This window comes from Phytopseudomonas daroniae, from assembly GCF_004327285.1.
Classification (GTDB): Bacteria; Pseudomonadota; Gammaproteobacteria; order Pseudomonadales; family Pseudomonadaceae; genus Aquipseudomonas; species Aquipseudomonas daroniae.
In genome coordinates this window covers 86,500-108,865 of the sequence record NZ_QJUI01000004.1, presented here as the reverse complement: position 1 = coordinate 108,865, position 22,366 = coordinate 86,500, and the positions used below count along the sequence as shown (strand labels likewise).

Sequence of the window (22,366 nt, the reverse complement as noted above, 5' to 3'; positions counted from 1 at the left end):
TCATGTGTGAACTGCTCGGCATGAGCGCCAACGTCCCCACCGATATCGTGTTCAGCTTTACCGGGCTGATGCAGCGTGGCGGGCGTACGGGGCCACATCGCGATGGTTGGGGCATCGGTTTCTACGAAGGGCGCGGCCTGCGCCTGTTTCAGGATCCGCGGGCGAGCAGCGAGTCGGAAGTGGCGCAACTGGTGCAGCGCTACCCGATCAAGAGCGAGGTGGTGATCGGCCATATCCGTCAGGCCAATGTCGGGCGTGTGTGTCTGGCCAATACCCACCCGTTCGTGCGTGAGCTGTGGGGGCGCAACTGGTGCTTCGCTCACAACGGCCAACTGACCGATTTCCGCCCGGCCCTGAGCTTCTACAGGGCAGTTGGCGATACCGACAGCGAATCGGCCTTCTGCGATCTGCTCAACCGCATCAGAACGGCGTTTCCGGAAGCAGTGCCGATCGAGGTGTTGTTGCCTGAACTTGTCGCAGCCTGCGTGGCCTATCGACAGCACGGCGTGTTCAATTGTCTGCTCAGCGACGGTGACTGGTTGTTCAGTTTCTGTTCCAGCAAGCTGGCGCATATCACCCGACGTGCGCCCTTCGGCCCGGCGCACCTGCGCGATGCCGACATGAGCGTGGATTTTCATGCCGAGACCACGCCCAATGACGTGGTCTCGGTACTGGCCACCGAGCCGTTGACCGACAACGAGCAATGGTCGCTGTACCAGCCTGGCGAATGGCGCCTGTGGCGCGCGGGCGAATGCATCGCCCAAGGCCTGAGCAACTGACGAGCGTCCCGCGTGGCGGGGCCGCGGGGGAAGGATGGTAAGAAGTTATCTGCGTCTGGCGTTGTTCGCTCTGGGCCTGTTGATGGGCGTTCAGGTGCCGGGTTTCATCGACGACTACGCCAAACGCGTCGAAGCCCATCGCCTGGAGTCCGAGCAGAGTCTGAGCGGCTTTCGTGAAACGGCGCGACGCTTCTTCGAGGGCGATCTGCAGCGGCTGGTCGGCCATTATCGCGGCAGCAGCGACCCGGTGATGCAGAGCGACGCGCGCAGCGTGGGCCTGCTGGTCGAGCGTTCCGAACTGCTCCAGCGCGAGTCGCTTGCCATGCAAGGGCCCTGGTATAGGCAGGTCTGGCACCTGGCGACCGGCGCGGACGAGCAACTGCTGCAGGAAACCCATGCTGCCTACCGTTATCAGGTGCTACTGGCGCCCGAGGCAATCGCCTGGGGTATCGCCTGTGCGCTGTTCCTCGCCTGGGTAGTGGAAAGCATCGTGCTATTGCTGGCCTTGCCGTTCCGTCGCCGTAATCGTCGCGAAGTATCCGAGCGTCAGCAGCCGCGCATGCGTTAACGCGGATGTGGATCGGGTGGATCGGGCGCGTAGCTGACGCTCTTTTCGTCCACCAGCCTCGGTGGCTACGGTTGTGCAGCCCTGACGGCGATCAAGGTTTTTCGCCCGGCGGGACAACGGTCAATCCCTATTTGGCCAGAAAGCGCATCCCATCCTCCAACCCCTGCAGGGTCAGCGGATACATCTGATCATTGATCAGCTCGCGGATGATGCCGGTCGAAGTGGTGTAGTCCCAGGTCTGGCGTGGATAGGGGTTGATCCAGATAAGTTTCTTGTAGGTTTCCATGAAGCGCCGTATCCACAGGTGGCCGGCTTCCTCGTTCCAGTGCTCGACGCTGCCGCCGGCCTGGGTGATCTCGTAGGGCGCCATGGCGGCGTCGCCGATAAATACGACTTTGTAGTCGGCACCGTACTTGTGCAGCAGGTCATGGGTGGAAAAGCGCTCGGCGTTGCGGCGCAGGTTGTTCTTCCACACCGATTCGTACACGCAGTTATGGAAGTAGAAATATTCCATATGCTTGAACTCGGTGCGGCAGGCGGAGAACAGCTCCTCGCAGACTTTGACGTGGGCATCCATGGAGCCGCCGATATCGAACAGCAGGAGTAGCTTGACCGTATTGCGGCGCTCCGGGCGCATCTGGATGTTCAACAAGCCGCCGTCCCGGGCGGTATGGTCGATGGTGCCATCGAGATCCAGTTCGTCCTGTGCGCCCTGGCGGGCGAACTTGCGCAGGCGGCGCAGGGCCACCTTGATATTGCGGGTGCCCAGCTCGACAGAGTCGTCGAGGTTCTTGTACTCGCGCTGATCCCAGACCTTGACCGCTTTGCCCTGACGCTTGCCCGCGTCGCCAACGCGGATGCCCTCGGGGTTGTAGCCGCCTGAGCCGAACGGGCTGGTGCCGCCGGTGCCGATCCACTTGTTGCCGCCAGCGTGGCGTTCCTTCTGTTCCTCCAGACGCTTCTTGAACTCTTCGATCAACTGGTCGAGGCCGCCGAGAGACTGGATCTGCGCACGTTCTTCGTCGCTCAGGGAACGCTCGAACTCTTTGCGCAGCCATTCTTCGGGAATCAGGGCCTCCAGGTGCTGATCGAGACTCTGCAAACCGTCGAAATAGGCCGAGAAGGCACGGTCGAACTTGTCGAAGTGGCGCTCGTCCTTCACCAGGATTGCGCGCGACAGGTAGTAGAACGCGTCCATGTCGGCGAACACGACGTTGTGCTTGAGTGCGTCGATCAGGTCGAGTAGCTCGCGCAGGGAGACCGGAACCTTGGCGGCGCGCATCTCATTGAACAGGTTGAGCAGCATGGTTGCTATCTCCCGATTACCCGTAGGGTGAATAACGCTCTTTTTATCCACCGTGCCCTTAGGGTCTGTTGACGTTTCACGCACGGCCGTGCCGGAGCCCGTTTTACCGCGAGGCAAGGCACGAGCCGCGAAGTTTAGCTGGCTAAATGAGCCGGCGAGAAACGCAGCATCGCGGTAAAACGGGCCCGGCCCTTCGGGTTGCGCGGGAAATCTCGCCATGCGTTGTTGGAGGACTTGGCAAGGGAGCGACCATTACCGGCGTCCTCCGCCTAGCCTGGCGAGATTTCTCGCGGCAACGCGGCTCGCGCTGAAACGTCAACAGACCCTACGGCAGGGGTGACGGTGGAAAACGCTTCGCGGTTCTCCATGGGATGGCTATCCACTCGTCTTCAGCGATTGCCGCGTCGCGCCATAAATGCCAGGCGCTCCAGCAACTGCACATCCTGCTCGTTCTTCACCAGGGCGCCGGCCAGTGGTGGGATGGCCTTGGTCGGGTCGCGTTCGCGCAGCACCGCTTCGCCGATGTTGTCGGCCATCAGCAGTTTGAGCCAGTCCACCAGTTCGCTGGTCGATGGTTTCTTCTTCAGGCCCGGTACCTTGCGCACATCGAAGAACACATCGAGGGCTTCGGCCACCAGGCTGTTGCTGATGTTGGGGTAGTGTACATCGACGATCTTCTGCAGGGTCTGGCGATCCGGGAAGGAGATGTAGTGGAAGAAGCAGCGGCGCAGGAAGGCGTCCGGCAGTTCCTTTTCGTTGTTCGAGGTGATGATGATGATTGGCCGTTGTTTGGCCTTGATCGTCTCGTCGGTCTCGTAAACGTAGAACTCCATCTTGTCGAGTTCCTGCAACAGGTCGTTGGGGAACTCGATGTCGGCCTTGTCGATTTCGTCGATCAGCAGCACCACGCGCTCGTCGGCCTCGAAGGCCTCCCATAGCTTGCCTTTCTTGATGTAGTTGCGAACGTCGTGAACCTTCTCTGAGCTCAATTGTGAATCGCGCAGGCGGCTGACCGCATCGTATTCATACAGGCCCTGGTGAGCCTTGGTGGTGGACTTGATGTGCCAGGTGATCAGCCGCGTGCCTAAGGATTCGGCCAGTTGCTCGGCAAGCAGGGTCTTGCCGGTGCCGGGTTCGCCCTTGACCAGCAGCGGCCGCTGTAGGGTGATGGCCGCATTGACCGCCAGTTTGAGGTCGTCGGTGGCGACATAGGACGGTGTGCCTTCGAACTTCATCGGGTAATCCTCGTGCAGCAAGGGGCAGGGCGGTTGCGAAAATGGCGACTATAACGTGCCGGGGTCGTGGGTGTGAACGCGGGGCACTTATTCAGTCACTGAATGGACGCACTCATTCTTCTTCCGCGGCGCCACGTTCGAATCGACTGTTGAAGGCTTCGACGAAGCCATTGCGCAGGATGCCGATGAACGCCTGGAAGGCGCTGATATCCTGCTGACGGGTGCTGCCGCGCAACTCCACGCGGGTGGCGATCTGATCCTGGCGCTGGTTTTTCAGCACTTTCTCGCCGCCGCCAACCACGGCTTCCCAGATGGAACGGAAGAAGCCTTTGTCTTCGTTTTCCACGTCCTGCTGCCAGTCGAACACTTCGACGTTGCGCAGCAGCGGCTTGATGTAGCCGCTGAGCTGGGAATCCTCGGCGAAGGCCTCGACCACCAGATCGCCATTGCCGCTCTTGAAGTCGAACTTGCCATAGGCGTTGGCCAGGTCATTGAGGCGCGGCAGCTCGAGGCCGGTGGCGCGCACGCGGAACTCGAAATCCTGGAAGTTATGGAAGGGGTCGAATACCGCGCTGGCTTCCAGTGGCGCATGGTCGAGCAACTGCGCCTTGCCTTCGAAACGGGCGACTCGATCGCCCTGTTCGTCGGCCACGTTGGTCAGGTTGTACAGGCTGGCCTGGATGGCGTTGGCCTGGATCTTCACTGGCGGTGATGTGCCGAAATTGTAGAAGCCCAATGTGCCGTCGTTTACCCGCACTTCGTTGAGGGTTATCGGCAGCAGCTTGTTCAGTTGTTCGCGCCAGTCGGTGCCTTCACCGGTCTGCGAGTCATCGCTGTTTTTGCCGTCGACGAAGTTCACCTCGGGCTGCTCGAATACTACGCGGGCGACGATGGCGCGCTCGCGCCACAGTGCGTTCCAGCTCACGGAAATATCGATCAGCGGTGCATCGACGAAGGGTACCGGCAGATCCTGGTCGGCCTTGATGATTTGCAGGCCATTGATCTGGTAACCACCGCGCCACAGGGCCAGATCGACATCGTCGACATGACCGCGGTAGTCACCCATGTCGGCGAGCTTGTCGTTCAGGTAGTTGCGCACCACGTAGGGCAGGGCGACGTGGGCGACCAGCACCAGTGCGAGCAGACCCAGGCTGATCCAGAGTGGCAGGCTGTAGCGGCGTTTCATCGGATGCATCCGTTTAGGCGTTGTCTGGGTGGACTGCAATCGCGTCCGCAGAGTTCGACCTTCCGGACGCTGGACGCCCTGGCGCATCGGGCATAGTCTGATCGACTCAGTCATGACAAGGAACCGATACACCATGAGCCGCATTTACGCAGACAACGCACAGGCTATCGGCAACACTCCTCTGGTGATGGTCAACCGCCTCGGGCCCAAGGGCGTGACCATCCTGGCCAAGATCGAGGGGCGCAATCCTGCCTACTCCGTGAAATGTCGGATCGGCGCCAACATGGTCTGGGATGCCGAGTCCCGTGGTGTGCTCAAGCCGGGTATGACGCTGGTCGAGCCGACTTCGGGCAATACCGGTATCGGCCTGGCCTTCGTCGCCGCCGCACGCGGTTACAAACTGGTGCTGACCATGCCGGCCTCCATGAGCCTGGAACGCCGCAAGGTACTCAAGGCACTGGGCGCCGAGCTGGTGCTGACCGAACCGGCCAAGGGCATGAAGGGCGCCATCGAGAAGGCTGCGGAGATCGCCGCTTCCGATACTGCCAAGTACTACATGCCGCAGCAGTTCGATAACCCGGCCAACCCGGCGATTCACGAGAAAACCACTGGCCCGGAAATCTGGAACGACACCGAAGGCGCGGTGGATGTGCTGGTTTCCGGCGTCGGCACCGGCGGTACCATTACCGGTGTTTCGCGCTATATCAAGCAGACCCAGGGCAAGGCCATCCTTTCGGTGGCGGTCGAGCCGGTTTCTTCGCCGGTGATCAGCCAGACCCTGGCTGGTGACGAGGTCAAACCCAGTCCGCACAAGATCCAGGGTATCGGCGCCGGCTTCGTGCCGAAGAATCTCGATCTGTCGATGGTTGACCGTGTCGAGCAGGTTACCGACGAAGACGCCAAGGTCATGGCCCTGCGCCTGATGCGCGAGGAAGGCATTCTCTGCGGTATTTCCTGCGGTGCGGCAATGGCCGTGGCCGTGCGCCTGGCGGAGAAGCCGGAGATGCAGGGCAAGACCATCGTGGTGATCCTGCCGGACTCCGGTGAACGCTACCTGTCGAGCATGCTGTTCAGTGATCTGTTCACCGAGCAGGAATTGCAGCAGTAAAGCGTCTGCTGCGAAGAGTAAGCGGCCGCTCAAAAACTGTATTGGATGTGCCGGCCAAATGTCGGATTACGCTTCGCTAGGCTATGCGCCCCGATCCAGCCTACGGGATCCATGGCACGAATGTAGCCTGGATTAGCCGCAGGCGTAATCCGGGGCCGAAGGCCGTGATCCATGGTTCAACGCGGGTCACCGACAGGCCGCTTCCGCCTTCAAGTCCGTAGGATGGGTGAAACCCATCAATTGCCGATGGGTTGCACCCATCCTACGACTAGGTTGGTGGACGGATCGGGCCGCGTAGGCGAAGCGTCGTCCACCCTACGTCATGAAGCCCACCGAATCGATACGCTGTCCCTATGGCGAGACTTTTGCCGTAGGGCGCACCACCAGCCACAAGGCGATGGCGATCAGTATGCCACCGTACAGGTGTGCCCAGGATAATGGCTCGTCGAGCAGCAGCGCTCCCCAGAGCACCCCGAAGATCGGAATCAGAAAGGTGGTGGTCGAGGCCTTGATCGGGCCGATGTCGTTGAGTAGGCGAAAATACAGCACGTAGGCGAAGGCCGTGCAGCCCAGCCCCAGGGCCAGCAGTGACGACCACTCCAGCCAGCCGCCCCAGCTGGCCGGTGTTTGTATCGCCAGCGAGGCGCCAAACAGTGGCAGCAGGAACAGGCTGGCGCCGCACAAGCTGCCGAAGGCGGTGAGGCGATTGTCCAGATTGCCGGCGATCCAGCGGCGGGTGAGAAATCCGGCCAGGCCATAGCAGGCGGTAGCCACCAGGCAGGCGAGGGCACCAAGAAGCAGGTTGATATCCAGTTCTACCGGCCCGCTGCGGGTCAGCACGGCGACGCCGAACAAACCAAGCGCCACGCCGGCGGCGCGCATCAGCGTCATCGCCTCGGCAAAGAACAATGCGCCGATCAGCACGCCCATCATCGGCGTGGTGGCGTTGATGATCGCCGAGTAACCGGCCGGCAGCACCAGCGCCGCCAGGCTGTACATGGCCGACGGCAGACCCGCGTTGATCATCCCCAGCAGCAGGCACAGGCCGAGCTTGCCGCGGAAGTCCCACTTCACCCGCATCAGCAGCAGGATCGCCAGCAAACCAAGCGTACCGATTGTGGCGCGGAAAAAGGCTGTCGGCATGCTGCCTATGACGGGCGCTACCAGACGCAAGAATAGAAAGCTGGCGCCCCAGATCGCGGCGAGTAGCAAAAGGCGCAGCATATCGGCAGGGCGCAAGGCAGGCTCCAGTCTCTGGCAGAAGGCCGGCAGTTTTGCCGGACAACGCCCGTAAGGCAAGCCCGGAATTGGCTTTCAATACCGGCGAGTGGCTCCTTTCTACGGATAAGGAAGCTACGACCTTTTCCGGCTATTGCTGGCTGCGCCCGCTGGCTTAGTCTGGCACGGCGAGTAGTGCTGGGGAGGCGATTTGCCGAGTCGACCATCCGTTTATGGCCAAATATTGTTTGAACAAGCGCTCTGGGCCGCGGGTCGCACGTCAGGCCGGAAAGACCGACAATGGCGTCGCTAAGGTATCCTTGCAGGCTTTGTCAGAAAGCGTCGGGTTGCCTCCAGAGTCATCCCGATCCGGATGATCGCGGCAAAACGCTGTACACCGAAGAATGAAAGGATCACGCCCATGAGCTGTAACTCACCTGCGCAACTGCCCGAATTGTCCCGACTGGCCAAGGCCATCCTGCTGTGCAGCTGCGCGGTTGCTGGCACGTCACACGCGGCGGCGCCTGCCGGCAAGGTCGTGCTCGACCCCAGTGTGGTGACTGGCTCGCGCAGCGCGACCCAGAGCTTCGACCTGCCATTCTCGGTGGACAGCTTGGGCCAGGAGCAGATCAGCGACGGGCAGTTGGGTATCAATGCCTCGGAAGTACTGACGCGAGTGCCGGGACTGGTGGTGCAGAATCGCCAGAACTACGCCCAGGATCTGCAGATATCTTCCCGCGGCTTCGGTGCTCGCTCGGCTTTCGGCGTGCGCGGGCTGAAGCTGATCACCGATGGAATCCCGGCCAGCACGCCGGACGGCCAGGGCCAGGCTGCGACCTTCAATCTGGATACCGCCGAACGCATCGAAGTGCTGCGTGGCCCGGCTTCGACCTTGTATGGCAGCAATGCCGGCGGGGTGATCCAGATGTTCTCCCGTGACGGTGTCGGGCGGCCGCGTATCGGTGCGGAAACGCTGATCGGCAGCGACGGCCTGACCCGCAACCACCTCACAGCCGAAGGCGAAGCGGATGGTGTCGGTTTCGTGCTCGATGCTTCGCGGATGGACACCGACGGTTACCGCGACCATAGCTCGGCCCGCCGCGACCAGAACTTCGCCAAGCTCAACTTCAGGCCGGATGAAGACAGCAAGCTGGCGCTGATCTACAGCAGCCTGGAGCAGAACGGCACGCAAGATCCGCTGGGGCAGGAATGGGAGGCTTACAAGGCCGATCCGCGATCGGTGACTGCCAATGCGCTGACCTATAACACTCGAAAGAGCATCGACCACCAGCAGCTAGGGGCCAATTACGAGCGCTATTTTGGCGAGGCTACTTTGCAGCTGACGGCGTATGCCGGTAAACGCAGTGTGATCCAGTATCTGGCCATTCCCGAAGGGCCACAGGGAAATCCGAACCACAGCGGTGGCGTGGTGGATTTTGACCGCGAATTTCATGGCGGCAGTGTGCGCTGGCTACAACCGGTAGAGGGTGTGGCGGGTGATCTGCGCCTGGTGTTTGGTCTGGATTACGATCAGAGCCGTGATGATCGCCGCGGTTATGAAAACTTCTCAGGCTCTCAAGTCGGCGTGAAGGGCGCGTTGCGCCGCGACGAAGTGGATACGGTCACCAGCCTTGATCCCTACGCTCAGGCAACCTGGACGCTCGGCAACTGGACGCTGCAAGGCGGCCTGCGCTATAGCACGGTGGAGGTGGACGTCGATGATAAGTACATCGTCGGCGCCAACGGTGACGATAGCGGCACTAAACGCTACGAGAAGGCCACGCCCTCGGTCAGTCTGGGTTATGCGTTTACGCCCGACCTGAACGGTTACATCAGCGTGGGTAAGGGGTTCGAGACGCCGAGTCAGGCCGAGTTGGCTTACTCCCAGGGCAACGCGGGCTTCAACTATGGGTTGGAGCCATCTGAAAGCACTCAGTATGAAATCGGCCTGAAAGCGCGTGTTACCGAAGGCACTCGCATCAACGCCGCGATATTCCAGATCAATACCGATGACGAAATCGTCGTGCTGGAAAACAGCGGCGGGCGTACCAGCTACCAGAATGCCGGCAAGACCCTGCGTCGCGGTTTCGAACTGGGTGTCGAGAGCCAGTTCAGCGAGCAGTGGTCGGCAGCCCTGGCTTACACCTATCTGGCTGCCACTTATGATTCACGCTTCGCCGCCGGCAGCGATACCATCGACAAGGGCAACAATCTACCCGGCGTGCCCCGCACCACGCTGTTCGGCGAACTCGCATGGAAACCCGTCGATGGCATCAGTACGGCGCTGGAAGGCCTCTACCGCAGCAAGGTGTACGTCGAGGACTCCAACGCCGAAAAAGCTGCGCCGAGTTACGCGGTATTCAATTGGCGTACTCGTTTCGAGCAGAACCTCGGCTCCTGGACGACCCACCAGACCCTGCGCCTGGATAACCTGCTGGATAAACAGTATGTCGGCTCGGTAATCGTTGGCGATGGCAATGATCGCTACTACGAGGCCGCGCCGGGGCGTTCCTGGTATGCGGGGGCGGGCGTGGAGTACCAGTTCTGAGGGAGCAAGTTGCGGTCTCGCGCTGGAAACGGATTCCCCGCTGGTTCGCCATGCGGATGAGCCATGCGACGGTCGGTAGCGCCTTGCAATGGTTAGAGACCAGTTGCCTCTCCACGAACGTGCTGGTTTCGGCTACTCTCAAGGTAAGCGGTCACCATAGCCGCGCGTAGTTCGAGGATAACTCTTATGAAAGCCTGGTTCGAAAAACTTGCCGCACAGTTCAATGCCCTGTTTGCCCCGCGCATGCAGCCGGTTCCCATCCGCAGTGACGAGCAGCGCCGCCTGGCCGCAGAGCGCCGTCGCCGCCGCTAAACGCCGCGACCGTCACTGATTCGAAAGCGCCGCCAGCGGCGCTTCGATATCCACGCCCGTATCACCGCCCAGCGACTGGTACAGGGTGGCGGCATTGAGCAACTGATTCAGGCGGTTCTCCGCCAGGGTGATCTGCGCCGAACGGCGTGTATCCTGCGCGCTTAGCCAGGATTGCAGATCCACTGCCCCTGACTCGTAGCGAATGCGATAGATACGCTCGGCCTCGCTGGCCGCATCCAGCGCTCGGCTACGCATGCCTTCCTGCTCGGCGTAATGACGCCGACCCGCCAGCCCGTTCTCCACGTCGGCCAGTGCCTGATACAAGCTCTGTCGGAAGTCCGTCACCGCCAGTTCGTAATCCGTTCTCGACACGGCGACGTTGAGTTTCATCTGATTCCACTGCAGGAAGGGCATGGCCAGGCTCGCGCCCAGTGCGCCAACCGGGTTCTGCAGCAGGTTGCTCAGCGCCGAGCTGGAATAGCCCAGGGTGCCGGTCAGACTCAGATCCGGGTAGTAGCTCGCACGGGTCGCATCCACGGATTTCAGGCTGCTTCGCAGGCGCAGTTCGGCGGCGCGCAGATCCGGTCGTCGAGCCAGCAGGCTGGCCGGTAGGTCGGCCTGCACGGCGGGCAATACGCTGCTTTCCAGGCTTTGCAGCTCGTTCAGATTCACGGGCGTAGCACCATCGAACAGCACTGCCAGGGCATTGCGCTGCTCGACCCGCTGCTGGCGCAGATCCACTTCACTGGCCAACTGGGTTTCCAGGCTCTGCCGCGCTTCGGCGAGCTCCAGGGCCGAAGCCTGGCCGGCATCGTATTGCACCTGAACCAACTGCAACGTTTGCCGGGCGTAGGCGATGCTCGCGGCGCTGGAGGCCAGGCGTTCGTTGAGATAACCGATCTGCCAGTACAGGCTCGCCAGCGTGCCCGCCAGGGACAGTCGGGTGGCGGCGTAATCCTGTTCGGTCGCCAGGGCTTCGAGTTCCGCCGCGTCAGTGGCACTACCCAGACGGTTCCACAAATCGGCTTCCCAGCTTACCGAGCCGGTCAGCGAATAGCTGTGGGCTGCGCTGCCTTCACCGCGCAGGGCGCGGGTGCGGTCGGCGCTCAGGCCGCTGCTGAGCTGAGGAAATTGACCGTCACGGGCCAGGCCGGCCTGCAACTGCGCGCGACGTACGTTGAGCAACGCCGTACCGATGTCGTTGTTGCGTGCCAGCGCTGCGTCGATCAGCCGATCCAGTTCGGGGTCGCCGAAAGCTTTCCACCAGGCCTGGCCAGTGCTGGCCTGCTGCTCGCCCGGCTGTTGCCAACTGGCGGGAACGTTCAGCGCCGGCCGCTCGTAAGGTGTGGAGAGCAGCGAACTGCAGCCGCCCAGGGCAAGGGCGATAACCAGTGACAGGGGTTTCAGATAATGGCTATGCATGATCGGGTCTACTCGCGAGACAGGGCGTCGACGGGGTCGAGGCGGGCGGCGTTGCGTGCTGGCAGGAAACCGAACACCAGGCCGATGACCGTGGAACACAGGAAAGCGGCGACGATGGAGGTGCTGGAAAACACCAGGCTGAATTCGCTGGTGAAATGGCTGAACACGGCGCCGAAGGCCAACGCCGACATCACGCCGAGTGCGCCACCGATCAGGCACACCAGCACCGCCTCGATCAGGAACTGCCGGAGGATATCGTTCTGCCGTGCCCCCACCGCCATGCGCACGCCAATCTCGCGGGTGCGCTCGGTGACCGACACCAGCATGATGTTCATCACCCCGATACCGCCGACCAGCAGGGAGATCAGGGCGATGGCCGAGATCAGCAGGGTCATGGTCTGGCTGGTCTTTTCGATGGTCTGGCGGATGGTGTCGGTGTTCATCACGAAGAAGTCCTGCACCCCGTGGCGACGCGTGAGCAGGCGGATGATGCCTTGCTCGGCGGCATCGCTGGACACGCTGTCGTCGACCCGTACGGTGATGCTTTCCAGGTACGACTGGCCGAGCATGCGGTTCATCACCGCGGTGTAGGGCAGGTAGATGCGTAGCGAGTCGCTGCCGCCGAAGTTGCTCTGGATCGGGTCGAGCACGCCGATGACGCGCACCGGTACATTGCCCAGCAGGATCACCTGGCCGAGCGCCTGCTTGCCGGCGAACAGCTTCTTGTAGGTGTTGTCGTCGATCACCGCATTCTGTGCCGACTCGCGCACCGCCTTGGTATCGAACGCGCGGCCCTGGGCGAAGGTATAACCCTTGGCGCGGAAGAACTGCTCGCCCACGCCGCTCATGGACACGCTCAGCGCCTGCTCGCGGTAGCGCAAGGTACCGGAGCTGGAAACCGATGGCGTGACGCTGTCGACGAAGGCCTGACCAGCCAGGGCATCGGCATCGGCCGGCACCAGCGTCTGGATGCGTGCCGAGCGACGATCACCGAAACCGCTGCCGGGATAGATGTCGATGGTATTGGTACCGATCGCGCTGATGTTCTCCATGATCTTCTGTTGCGAACCCTGGCCCAGCGCCACCACCGACACCACCGAGGCGATGCCGATGATGATGCCGAGCATGGTCAGGAAAGTGCGCAGCTTGTGCGAGAGCATCGCCAGTAGAGCCATGCGGAACGCTTCGCGAAACTGCCCGACCCCGGCGCGCAAGGTATTGGCATCACGTGCCTGGGCTGGCTCTTCCAGCACGTCCGAGTCCGCGTCGCCGTCGCGCAGGCGGCGGTCGGCAACGATGCAGCCATCGCTGATCTCGATGATGCGGTCGGCGGTTTCCGCGACCTTCATGTCGTGGGTGACGATGATCACCGTGTGCCCAGCGGCATGCAGCTCACGCAGCAGCTTGAGCATCTCTTCGCCGCTGTGGCTGTCCAGCGCGCCGGTGGGCTCATCGGCGAGAATCACCTGGCCGCCGTTCATCAGCGCCCGGGCAATGGAAACGCGTTGCTGCTGGCCGCCGGAAAGCTGGCTTGGCTTGTGGCTCAGGCGTTCGCCCAGGCCGAGGCGCTGCAGCAGTGCTTCGGCGCGCTGGTGACGGCTGGTGGCGTCCTTGCCGGCGTAGATGGCAGGGATCTCGACATTGCCCACGGCATCCAGGTCGCCCAGCAGGTGGTAACGCTGGAAGATGAAACCGAAATATTCGCGGCGCAGTTCGGCCAGCTCGTCCGGGGATAGCCTGCCGGTTTCCCGGCCGGCGATGCGGTAAGTGCCGGCGCTGGCCCGATCCAGGCAGCCAAGGATGTTCATCAGGGTCGATTTGCCCGAGCCGGAGGTACCGATGATGGCAACCATTTCGCCCTGTTCGATGCTCAGGTCGATATCCTTGAGCACGGCGATGGTCTGATCCCCGGCCGGGAATTCGCGGCGCAGGCCGCTCAGTTCGAGGAGTGCCATGTCAGAGTCTCATCGGCCCGCGCATGCGCAGGGTGGTGCTGGAGCCGGCAGCGGCATCGCCGAGTACCACCTTGTCGCCGGTCTCCAGGCCTTCCAGCACCTGTGCGTTGATGGAGTCTTCCAGTCCGGTACGGATCTGCCGCGCCTCGACCTTGCCGCCTTTACCCAGCACCTGCACGGTGTAGCTGCCGTCACGGTTGGCGCGGCCCAGCGCCGACACTGGAATGCTCGTCGCGTCCTTGACGCTGTTAAGGACGATGTTCACCTCGGTGGTCATGGAAATACGCAGCTTGCCATCGGGGTTGGGCACATCGAACACGGCGATGTAATAGACGGCCGTGTCGGTCGAGGTGGTGGACGATGAACTGGAGGTGCTGTCGCTGGTGTTTATCGAATCCGGCGCCGGTTCGATCATGCGCAGCGTCGCTTCATAGCGCTTGCCGGGTTCGCCAAGAATGGTGAAGTACACGGGTAGGCCGGGCTGCAGGTTGACCACATCGGCTTCGGAGATCTCCGCACGCACGGTCATCTTGTCGAGCTGGGCGACCTTGACGATGGTCGGCGCCGATTGCGCCGAGTTCACCGTCTGGCCTTCCTTGACCACCACGCCGACCACGGTGCCGTCGATGGGGGCGGTGATCTTGGTGTAGCCCAGGTCGACTTCGGCGGTGGAAACCTGAATCTGCGCCTGTTCGATCTGCGCATCCAGCGCGGCGACCTGAGCCTTGGCGGTATTCAGGTCGGCCTCGGCAGTCTCGTAGCTTTCCCGCGAACTGGCGTTCTGAGCGAGCATGGATTTCTGCCGGTTGAAGGTGAGCTGCGCCTTTTTGAGCGTCGCGGCCTGCACCGCGCGCTGGGCCTTGACATTGGCCAGGGAGGCTTTGGTATTGGCCAGATAGTTTTGTTGGGTCAGGGAATCAATCTCGGCGATCGGCTCACCCTGTTTGACCAGGTCGCCAAAATCGACGTGCAGCTTGGTGACCTGCCCCGACACCTGGGCACCGACGCTGACCTGCTTGAAGGCCTCCAGCGTACCGGTGGCGATGACCGTCTGCTCGATATCGGCCTGGCGCACCTCGGCGGTCAGCAGGCCGCTGCCAGGTGCTGGCGATAACCAGCTCTTGAGTGCGTAGCCACCCAGCGCCAGGGCGGCGATGGCGGGAATCAGGAACAGCAGCTTGGGTTTCGGCATGTCTATTGGCACACGGCGGATTCGGATGAGCGCCACTATAGAGAGACGTTCGCCAGCGTTGGGTAAGAGCGGAGTAAGGTTCTGTCAGGAATAGGTAAAGTTCGGCGCTGACCGGAATTTTTGACGCGTGAAACGCTGCGACGCTCTCAAGTCACCGAAGAGCGTGCCGACAATATGGAAAGCCCATTCGGACGAGCAGGGAACAGGCGTGGCCAGGAACTGCATGCGATGGATCCGATACGCCATTTTTGCGCTTGATCGTTTGAAAAACAAACGCCTAGCTGTGCTGGCGTGGCAGCTTTGCTGTGCTAGACATAGTGGAGTGGCAGGGATGTACACCTTCACGAACTAAAGGATTGCGAGCATGCGTCAGAATCTTCCGGTGACTCAGCGGGAAAGGACTTTTCCCGGGCATGAGCGGTTGATCTCCACCACCGATCTGAACAGCAAGATTACCTATTGCAACGACGCATTCGTTGCCATCAGCGGCTTCACTCGTGAGGAACTTATCGGCCAGCCCCACAACCTGGTGCGTCACCCGGACATGCCACCTGCTGTATTCGGTCACATGTGGGAGACCATCAAACAGGGCAAACCCTGGATGGGCATCGTCAAGAATCGCTCTAAGAATGGCGATTACTACTGGGTCAGCGCCTATGTCACACCGATCTACCAGAGCGGTCAGGTAGCGGGCTACGAGTCGGTGCGTTCGCTGCCGACGGAAGATCAGAAGCGCCGGGCCGAGGCGCTGTACGCCAGGTTACGGGCCGGTAAGCCGCCCGTGCCGAAGATCGAATACCTGACCTATGACCTGATTCGTTCCTGGCCGCTGATTCTCGCTGCGCTGGTGATCCTCGCTGCCCACTCGGTACTCACCGGACTGTGGCTGGCGCTGTTCATCGTGGCGGTGATGTTCGCCCTGGGTTCCTATCAGTTGCACAGCAAGCGTGCGCTGATCCGTCGAACCCTTGCTGACCACCCGAAGGCATTCACCAGCAGCCTGGTGGCACTGACCTACAGTGAGAGTCGCGGCGCTCAGGCGTTGCTCGACATGGCCATGATCAGCGAAGAGGCGCGACTGCAGACGGCGCTGACGCGCCTCGAAGATGCCGGTGTCAACGTCAAGAGGCAGGCTGCCCAGTCTGCCGGCTTTTCCCGAGCGGGCGCCGAGATGCTCGACCAGCAGCGCAGCGAGACCGATCAGTCGGCCACGGCGATCAATCAGATGGCCGCGACCATCCAGGAGGTCACGCAAAACGTGCAGAGCACCAGCCATGCCGCCGAAGAGGCGGATCGCCTGGCCAAAGAGGGTCGGCAACTGGCCGGTGGCAGCCTGGAATCCATGCAGCACATGGCCAAGGCCGTCTCGGATATCGGCCAGGCAGTGAGCGATCTGGCCAATTCCACCCAGTCGATCGGCAGCGTCGCCGATGTGATCACCTCGATTGCCGAGCAGACCAACCTGCTGGCGCTCAATGCGGCGATCGAGGCGGCGCGGGCGGGCGAGCAGGGGCGTGGGTTCGCCGTGGTTGCCGATGAGGTGCGTTCGCTGGCTTCGCGCACTCGGGAGTCGACCCAGCAGATTCACCAGATCATCGCTTCGCTGCGTGCCGGTGCCGAGCGCGCTGTCGTCACGGCCGAACGTGGCGAGGAAATTTCCCGGGAGAGCGTACAGAGCGTGGAGGCGGTACGTATCGCGCTGGACGGCATCAGCGAGTCGGTCAGCCGCATCACCGGCATGAGTCAGCAGATTGCAGCCGCCTCCGAAGAGCAGGGGCAGGTGGCCGATGACATCAGCCGGCAGATCACCCGGATCGCCCAGCTTTCCGAACAGGGCGCCGAGCAGGCTCACCAGGGCGTCGCCATCGGCGAGGAGCTGGAAACCATGGCCGACTACCTGCACAGCTTGGCCGAACGCTTCAACCGCTAAACCGCTTCCTCGGCTGCGCATTCGTGCTATGGCAAACTGCGCGGCCGAGGAGAGCCATCTAATGCCACGCCCCCGCTGTTCCCGCTGCAAACGCCCCGCAAGCCATTGCCTCTGCGCTCTGATTCCCGATCTGCCCAGCCGTACCGAGATTCTGGTGCTGCAGCACCCTGATGAAGTCGACCACGCTCTGAATACGGCGAACCTGGCCGTGCTCGGCTTGCGCAATGCAACACTGTGGGTGGGCGAGGTGTTCGAGGATCTGCCGCTGTGGCTGGCGCAACCGGGTTACCGGACGCATTTGCTGTTTCCGGGGAACGATGCGCAGCCACTGGCCTGCGTTGTCGACGAGCACGACGAACGGCCGGTACGGCTGGTGGTACCGGACGGTACCTGGCGCAAGGCGCGCAAGTTGCTGCACCTCAATTCTGCGTTGGCAGCGTTACCGCGGGTGACCCTGACGGACGTACCACCCTCGCGCTATCGCCTGCGCAAGGCGCCGATGGAGGGATCGTTATCGACCCTCGAGGCGATAGTCGCGGCGCTGAACGTGCTGGAGGCGCCCGCTGATTATCAGACCCTGCTCAAACCCTTCGATGCCTTGATCGAAGGGCAGATCGCGGCCATGGGGGAGGAGACGTTCAGGCGCAACCATCAGCGTTGAGCGGGGCGTTGGATGGCAGCCCACCAATAGCGATGTGGGAATCATGCTGCTGCCTGAGTCAGGCGAACGTACCGTCACGGAAGTCCGTACTGCTCGATGGGTTCGTTCAGCGGTTTGCCGGCGATCCGCAGTACACGGATGCCGCCATCCGCGTCACTCGGCGATCTGCAGCTTGCGAGATTCAGTGTAGAAGAAACGCAGTTTCTCGTATTCGAACGGTGAGTTGATCTGGCCATAGCGGAAGCTGGTGGTCGATCGTTGATCGACCACCCTGAGTAGGGTGACTTCCGGGTGACTGTTGCTGACCTCGGCCACGTTGAGGTAGTTGATCTGTTGTTCGGCGACGAAGTCCGCCACCAGGCCACCGGTATCACGCAGGTTCGACGGGCCAAGGATCGGCAGCATCAGGTAGGGGCCGGCAGGGGTTCCATAGAAGCCCAGGGTCTGGCCGAAATCTTCACGCTGCTTGGGCAGGCCCATGTGGGTTGCCGGATCCCACAGCCCGGCGACCCCGAGCGTGGTGTTGAACAGCAGGCGCGCCGTGGTGTTCAACGCCCGCTGGCCCTTGAGCTGAAGCACGCTGTTGACCAGGTTGGACACATCGCCGAGATTGCCGAAGAAGTTGCTCACGCCCTGTTGCACCAGGCTCGGCGTGATAGTGCGGTAACCGTCGACCACGGGCAGGAATACCCATTCGTCGAAGCGATAGTTGAAGTGGTAGACGCGGCGGTTCCACGACTCCAGTGGATCGAAAACTTCCAGCGCGGACAGGGTCGAGCGTTCGAATTCACGCTGATCCAGGCCCGGGTTGAACTTGAGCTTGCTCAGCGGTTGCTTGAATCCGTCGTCTTCGATGGTGGTCTGGGCTGTGGCGGCACCGCAGCTCAGCAAGGCAGCGAACAGCGCGAAGGCAGGAAAGGTCTTAGCCACGGAAGAACTCCAACATGTCGTTGCTGTTGACGCGGTAATTGAGGTTGCCGCAGTGGCCGCCGAGTGGGTATACGGTCAGGCGGTCGCCCATCGTGCGGCGCAGGAAACCAAGGTCGCCTGGGCCGAGGATCACGTCGTCGGCGTTATGCATCACCGCGATCTTCGGGCTGTTCTTCAGGTAATCCTCGATGCCGTACAGGCTGACCTGGTTGATCAGCTGGGCCATGCTGCCGCCGTCATAGCGCGCCCGCCACATGGGAATCAACTGTTCGGCCATGTAGCAGTCGAAATCGCACTGCAGCGCTCGACGGAAGAAAGGCGTCAGGCTGGTGCCCTCGCCAATCGGGTATTCCACCGGCGTGATCAGGCCACGACGGTTGATCAGATCCGAGGTGAACGCGATATCGGCAGCCGAGAAGCGGAACGAGGTGCCGATCAGCATGGCCATCTGTTCGTCGGACAGATGTTCCCTGGACTGCTGGAAGTCATACAGCAGCGCATCGTTGATATCGATATAACCCTTCTCCTGGAAGTAACGGGTCAGCTTGCCCAGTACCAATTCGTAGAAGGTGGTGCGGCTGTCGATGCCCTTGACCTGAGTTTGCACCAGGCTATCGAGGTTGGTGATCGAGGTGTACAGGTTGACCGGCGGGTTGAGCATCAGCACGCGCTTGAAGTTGAAGCTGCGACGGGTTTCGTCCAGTTGGCTGACGAACGCAGCGTGCAGGGCGCCGAGGCTGTAACCGGTCAGGTAGAAGTCGGTGACCTGCAGTCGTGGATGCTGGGCGCGCACGGCCTGCATGGCGCGATACAGGTCTTCGGCATCGTCACGGCTGATGCCCGGCGTGGCGAAGCGCGAGGCGGAGGTCATGAAGTCGTAGCTGGTCGGCGAAGACAGCTGCACGACGTGATAGCCCGCGCCATAGAACAGTTTCTTCAGGTATTCGGGGGTGCTGCTCGAATAGTGCGCGCCAGTGCCAGCGATGATGAAGATCAGCGGCGCCGGGCCTTTCTGCTCGGCCAGCCGGTAGCGCATCTTGGTCACGGCCCAGAAGTTGTCCGGCAGCTGGAATTCGCGTTCCGGGCGCAGGCGAATCTGATAGTCCTTCTGATTGATATCGGCGTCGTCTGGCAGCTCCGGTCGCAGTTCTGGCGGCGTGGTGGCGATGGTCGCTTCGAACGGATTGGTGAGCGGATAACCGTAAGTCTGCGCGTCGATATCGGCTGCCCAGAGTGGGGCACTGAGTAGCAGGCCGCTAAGCAGGGCAGTAAGGCGGGGAATGAAAGACATACAAGATCCCTTTGCAAGAGAACGTTCTTTTCAGAGGTGGGCGGGGCAGCCCGTGCTTTTCGGCATCAGCCGCGATCCCTAAGACAACTGCCGGTGTGTCAAAGTGCCATGGGAAATTATCGTTGCGCTGCAACTTAATGCAGTAGATACCGGATTTACCACGAAAGGTCGAGCTGGCGCGGTTTCAGAGCTCCCAGGCTTGCCACTATTTGTAACTTGCATCCGCCTGGCGGGAGCTTATGCTGAGCGCCGTTTCCAAGCCCTCTGGAGTGGCCGGATGCCCCGTCGTTTATCTGTCGTTGTGCTGGTGATCGCCGCCGTTCTGTGCGTGATCGCCAGTTATGGCTTGCGTTACCTGCTTATGGAGGGCGATCAGTGGGTAGGCCGTTGTGTCGAGGATCCGGAGAATTTGGCCTGCCAGGTTCGCGCCACCCTGGGGTGGATGATTCATCTGCGAATCATCGCCTGGATCGCACTTGGCTGCGCCATGCTGGCATTCGTGCTGCCCGGTGTCTGGGGTTGGCGCCTGGCGGTGCCAGGACTGCTGCTCGGTTTACCGGCTCTCGCGCTCTACACCGCCAGTCTGGCGGTGTTTGCCGTGGTGCTGGCTCTGCTGCGCCTGGTACGTGCGCCTACTCCGGCAGCTGGCTGATTCAGCCTGGTGGTGTGTATTGAGCGCAGCGCCGAGAAAAATGCTTACCGCCCCTTCGAGCGTTTCAAGCTGCGCCAGAGCGCAGTCGCCAGCAACGTGCTGGTGATGGCCCAGGGTCGTAGGATGGGTGCAACCCATCGGCAATTGATGGGTTTCACCCATCCTACGGGCTAGGCTGCGCGCCCCGATCCAACCTACAGGGAACCATGGCACGAACGTAGCCTGGATTAGCCGCAGGCGTAATCCGGGGCCGAAGGCCTGATCCTTCGTTTAACGCGAATCATCGACAGGCCACTACCGCCACTTTGCTGTCATTGCACGTGGAGTTTCGTCGAAAGATCGTGAGCAGGTTCTTCGCGCCCCTTCGAGCGTTTCAGGCTGCGCCAGAGTGCAGTCGCCAGCAATGCGCTGGTGATGGCCCAGCCGACGGCTTGCAGGTTATCCAGCGTCTCTTCATACAGTTGCGGCACCACGCCTGCGGCGATCAGCAGTGCCAGCAGGGCGATTTCCCGGCGTGGCGCGGCAACCGGGCGCAGCAGGTAGACCAGGGACGGGAGCAATAGCGCTGCACTGGGGAAGCTGCGGTAGCGTGCGTCGGTCACCATGGCCAGCATCATCACTGCACCGGCGAAGCCTGCCGCCGCCAACCACCAGCCTGCACGTCGCTCCAGCCAGGAGAACGCCCGGGCACGCCAACCATTAGCCGTCGACAGTGCCAGCGTTGCATGAGCCAGAACCAGCATGTTGAGGGCGAGCAGGGCACTGGCCCACAGCCATTCGCCGATGTAGCGGCTGGTCACCCACGACAACTCCACCCATAGCCCGATGCAGGCGGCACCCAGCGCTGCCACGAGCGGCAGCAGCACGGCGTTGCGGGGCGAACTTGGTCGACCGCCGACCAGCAGGCCAAGCGCCAGGATACCAGTGCTGATTGTTAGCCAAAGCGGCCAATACGGAAGGTTGGAAACCGGGCCGGCGAGGATCGACTTGTCCTGGCGGTCGGCGTCGTACAGGCCCCAGAAGCCGCCCACAGCGCCTTCGCTGGTGCGTTTCCACGGTTGGTCGAAGGCTTCGATCAGGTTGTAGCGCCAGCCGTGCTGCTCGGCCAGCGCCACGAAACCGCGAATGAAGGTGGCCTGGTTGACGCGGCTGGGCAACGCGGTTTCACGCTGGCGGCCTTCGCTGGGCCAGCCGGTTTCGCCGATCATGATGTCCTTGGGCGCGAATTTCTTGCCGAACAGCTCGCGCAACTCGGTGACTTCATGCAACGCCGCGTCGATACCTGCCGGGTCATCTTCCCAGTAAGGCAGCAGGTGAATGGTGATGAAATCCACTGCCGGAGCGACTTCCGGATGCTTGAGCCAGAATTCCCAGACATCGGCATAAGTCACTGGCTGGGTGATTTCTGCCTTGACCTGATTGATCAGCTCGACCAGTTGCTCGCCCGTGACTTCCTTGCGCAGCAGCGCTTCGTTGCCGACGATCACGGCCTCGACTACATCCGGATTTTCCTTGGCCAGCTTGACCAGGCCCTGGATTTCGATGGCCGTGTCATGCGGGTTGCGGCTAACCCAGGCGCCGGCGATCAGCTTCAGGCCATGTTTGCGCGCCAGATCCGGCAGCGACTCGAGGCCGGTGACCGAATAGGTGCGGATGCACTGGAAGCGCTCCGCAAGCAGCGCCAGGTCGGCATCCATGCGCTCGGGGCGGATTTGCAGCGGTAGATCGAAGGGGGACTGATCCTTGTCGAATGGTGTGTAAGACGCACACTGCAGCTTGTGAGTGGGCGTCGCCGCATCGGCCAGAACGATCGGTTTTCCGATGGTCTGCCACAGGCTGCCAAGCGCGAGGAAAGCGATGACGCAGGCGCAGGCATAGGGGAGCAAAGGAAAGCGGGCGGTGGCGGGCATGATCGGACACGGGGGTAAGGGAGACGCGCATCTTAGCGGCGAGCAGGGGCTTTAGATAGCGGCGGAAAGTACGCTGACAAAGCGGCGATTTGACAAGTGTTGCATGCTGACTAATTTTGAATGTGCGGCGTTAGGAAAACCCGCGTCGCTCAACTGGAGTGAA

The 22,366-nt window shown here is 61.8% G+C and carries 18 protein-coding genes; 8 read left to right on the top strand and 10 right to left on the bottom strand.

What is annotated here, in order from left to right; translation table 11 throughout:
* The first annotated feature begins 2 nt into the window (after window positions 1-2).
* Both DNK06_RS05670 and DNK06_RS05665 read left to right on the top strand, forming a co-directional pair.
* On the top strand, window positions 3-779 hold the full coding sequence (locus DNK06_RS05670) for a class II glutamine amidotransferase (protein WP_131179064.1): 777 nt from the start codon (window positions 3-5) through the stop codon (window positions 777-779).
* 34 nt (window positions 780-813) lie between these two features.
* Complete coding sequence (locus DNK06_RS05665) at window positions 814-1,347, top strand: DUF2937 family protein (protein ID WP_131179063.1); 534 nt, start codon at window positions 814-816, stop codon at window positions 1,345-1,347.
* Between the two features lie 127 nt (window positions 1,348-1,474).
* Here DNK06_RS05665 and DNK06_RS05660 read toward each other — a convergent pair whose 3' ends face one another.
* From DNK06_RS05660 to DNK06_RS05650, 3 genes are all read right to left on the bottom strand, one after another.
* Window positions 1,475-2,653, bottom strand: a complete 1,179-nt coding sequence (locus tag DNK06_RS05660; RefSeq protein WP_131179062.1) for a vWA domain-containing protein — start codon at window positions 2,651-2,653, stop codon at window positions 1,475-1,477.
* A 389-nt stretch (window positions 2,654-3,042) separates the two neighbouring features.
* Entirely contained in the window at window positions 3,043-3,888 is an 846-nt protein-coding gene (locus DNK06_RS05655; protein WP_131179061.1) for an AAA family ATPase, read from the bottom strand.
* Between the two features lie 112 nt (window positions 3,889-4,000).
* Complete coding sequence (locus DNK06_RS05650; protein WP_439331765.1) at window positions 4,001-5,083, bottom strand: AsmA family protein; 1,083 nt, start codon at window positions 5,081-5,083, stop codon at window positions 4,001-4,003.
* A gap of 124 nt (window positions 5,084-5,207) precedes the next feature.
* Between DNK06_RS05650 and cysK the strand changes: the two genes are divergently transcribed.
* A complete protein-coding gene (gene cysK / locus DNK06_RS05645) occupies window positions 5,208-6,182 on the top strand; it encodes a cysteine synthase A (protein ID WP_131179059.1) in 975 nt (324 codons plus the stop codon).
* 351 nt (window positions 6,183-6,533) lie between these two features.
* On the opposite strand, the gene DNK06_RS05640 is transcribed toward cysK, so the two are convergent.
* Window positions 6,534-7,421, bottom strand: a complete 888-nt coding sequence (locus DNK06_RS05640; protein WP_131179058.1) for a DMT family transporter — start codon at window positions 7,419-7,421, stop codon at window positions 6,534-6,536.
* Window positions 7,422-7,821: 400 nt separating this feature from the next.
* Between DNK06_RS05640 and DNK06_RS05635 the strand changes: the two genes are divergently transcribed.
* The gene (locus DNK06_RS05635; RefSeq protein WP_131179057.1) at window positions 7,822-9,948 is read left to right on the top strand and encodes a TonB-dependent receptor family protein; all 2,127 of its coding nucleotides are present in this window, start codon (window positions 7,822-7,824) and stop codon (window positions 9,946-9,948) included.
* Between the two features lie 186 nt (window positions 9,949-10,134).
* The gene (locus DNK06_RS25415) at window positions 10,135-10,260 is read left to right on the top strand and encodes a PA1414 family protein (RefSeq protein ID WP_278248830.1); all 126 of its coding nucleotides are present in this window, start codon (window positions 10,135-10,137) and stop codon (window positions 10,258-10,260) included.
* Window positions 10,261-10,272: 12 nt separating this feature from the next.
* Here the strand turns inward: DNK06_RS25415 and DNK06_RS05630 are convergent, their stop codons facing one another.
* Genes DNK06_RS05630 through DNK06_RS05620 form a run of 3 tightly spaced genes read right to left on the bottom strand, consistent with a single transcriptional unit; the run spans window position 10,273 to window position 14,829 of the window.
* Window positions 10,273-11,682 (bottom strand): efflux transporter outer membrane subunit, encoded by a 1,410-nt coding sequence (locus DNK06_RS05630; RefSeq protein ID WP_207389958.1) that lies wholly within the window; start codon window positions 11,680-11,682, stop codon window positions 10,273-10,275.
* 8 nt (window positions 11,683-11,690) lie between these two features.
* On the bottom strand, window positions 11,691-13,637 hold the full coding sequence (locus DNK06_RS05625) for a MacB family efflux pump subunit (protein WP_131179056.1): 1,947 nt from the start codon (window positions 13,635-13,637) through the stop codon (window positions 11,691-11,693).
* Window position 13,638: 1 nt separating this feature from the next.
* Window positions 13,639-14,829, bottom strand: coding sequence for an efflux RND transporter periplasmic adaptor subunit (locus DNK06_RS05620; RefSeq protein ID WP_131179055.1), 1,191 nt, complete (start codon window positions 14,827-14,829; stop codon window positions 13,639-13,641).
* Between the two features lie 364 nt (window positions 14,830-15,193).
* Here DNK06_RS05620 and DNK06_RS05615 point away from each other — a divergent pair, with 364 nt between their 5' ends.
* Both DNK06_RS05615 and DNK06_RS05610 read left to right on the top strand, forming a co-directional pair.
* On the top strand, window positions 15,194-16,759 hold the full coding sequence (locus tag DNK06_RS05615; protein ID WP_131179054.1) for a methyl-accepting chemotaxis protein: 1,566 nt from the start codon (window positions 15,194-15,196) through the stop codon (window positions 16,757-16,759).
* Window positions 16,760-16,820: 61 nt separating this feature from the next.
* Window positions 16,821-17,420 (top strand): tRNA-uridine aminocarboxypropyltransferase, encoded by a 600-nt coding sequence (locus tag DNK06_RS05610; protein ID WP_131179053.1) that lies wholly within the window; start codon window positions 16,821-16,823, stop codon window positions 17,418-17,420.
* 153 nt (window positions 17,421-17,573) lie between these two features.
* Here DNK06_RS05610 and DNK06_RS05605 read toward each other — a convergent pair whose 3' ends face one another.
* Window positions 17,574-18,323 (bottom strand): MlaA family lipoprotein, encoded by a 750-nt coding sequence (locus DNK06_RS05605; protein WP_242674654.1) that lies wholly within the window; start codon window positions 18,321-18,323, stop codon window positions 17,574-17,576.
* 19 nt (window positions 18,324-18,342) lie between these two features.
* Window positions 18,343-19,641, bottom strand: a complete 1,299-nt coding sequence (locus DNK06_RS05600; RefSeq protein WP_131179051.1) for a serine/threonine protein kinase — start codon at window positions 19,639-19,641, stop codon at window positions 18,343-18,345.
* A gap of 277 nt (window positions 19,642-19,918) precedes the next feature.
* Between DNK06_RS05600 and DNK06_RS05595 the strand changes: the two genes are divergently transcribed.
* Window positions 19,919-20,293 carry a hypothetical protein gene (locus tag DNK06_RS05595; RefSeq protein ID WP_131179050.1) on the top strand — a complete coding sequence of 125 codons (375 nt, stop codon included), beginning with the start codon at window positions 19,919-19,921 and terminating at the stop codon, window positions 20,291-20,293.
* A gap of 311 nt (window positions 20,294-20,604) precedes the next feature.
* Here DNK06_RS05595 and DNK06_RS05590 read toward each other — a convergent pair whose 3' ends face one another.
* Window positions 20,605-22,203, bottom strand: a complete 1,599-nt coding sequence (locus tag DNK06_RS05590) for a glycoside hydrolase family 17 protein (protein WP_131179049.1) — start codon at window positions 22,201-22,203, stop codon at window positions 20,605-20,607.
* Window positions 22,204-22,366: the final 163 nt, after the last annotated feature.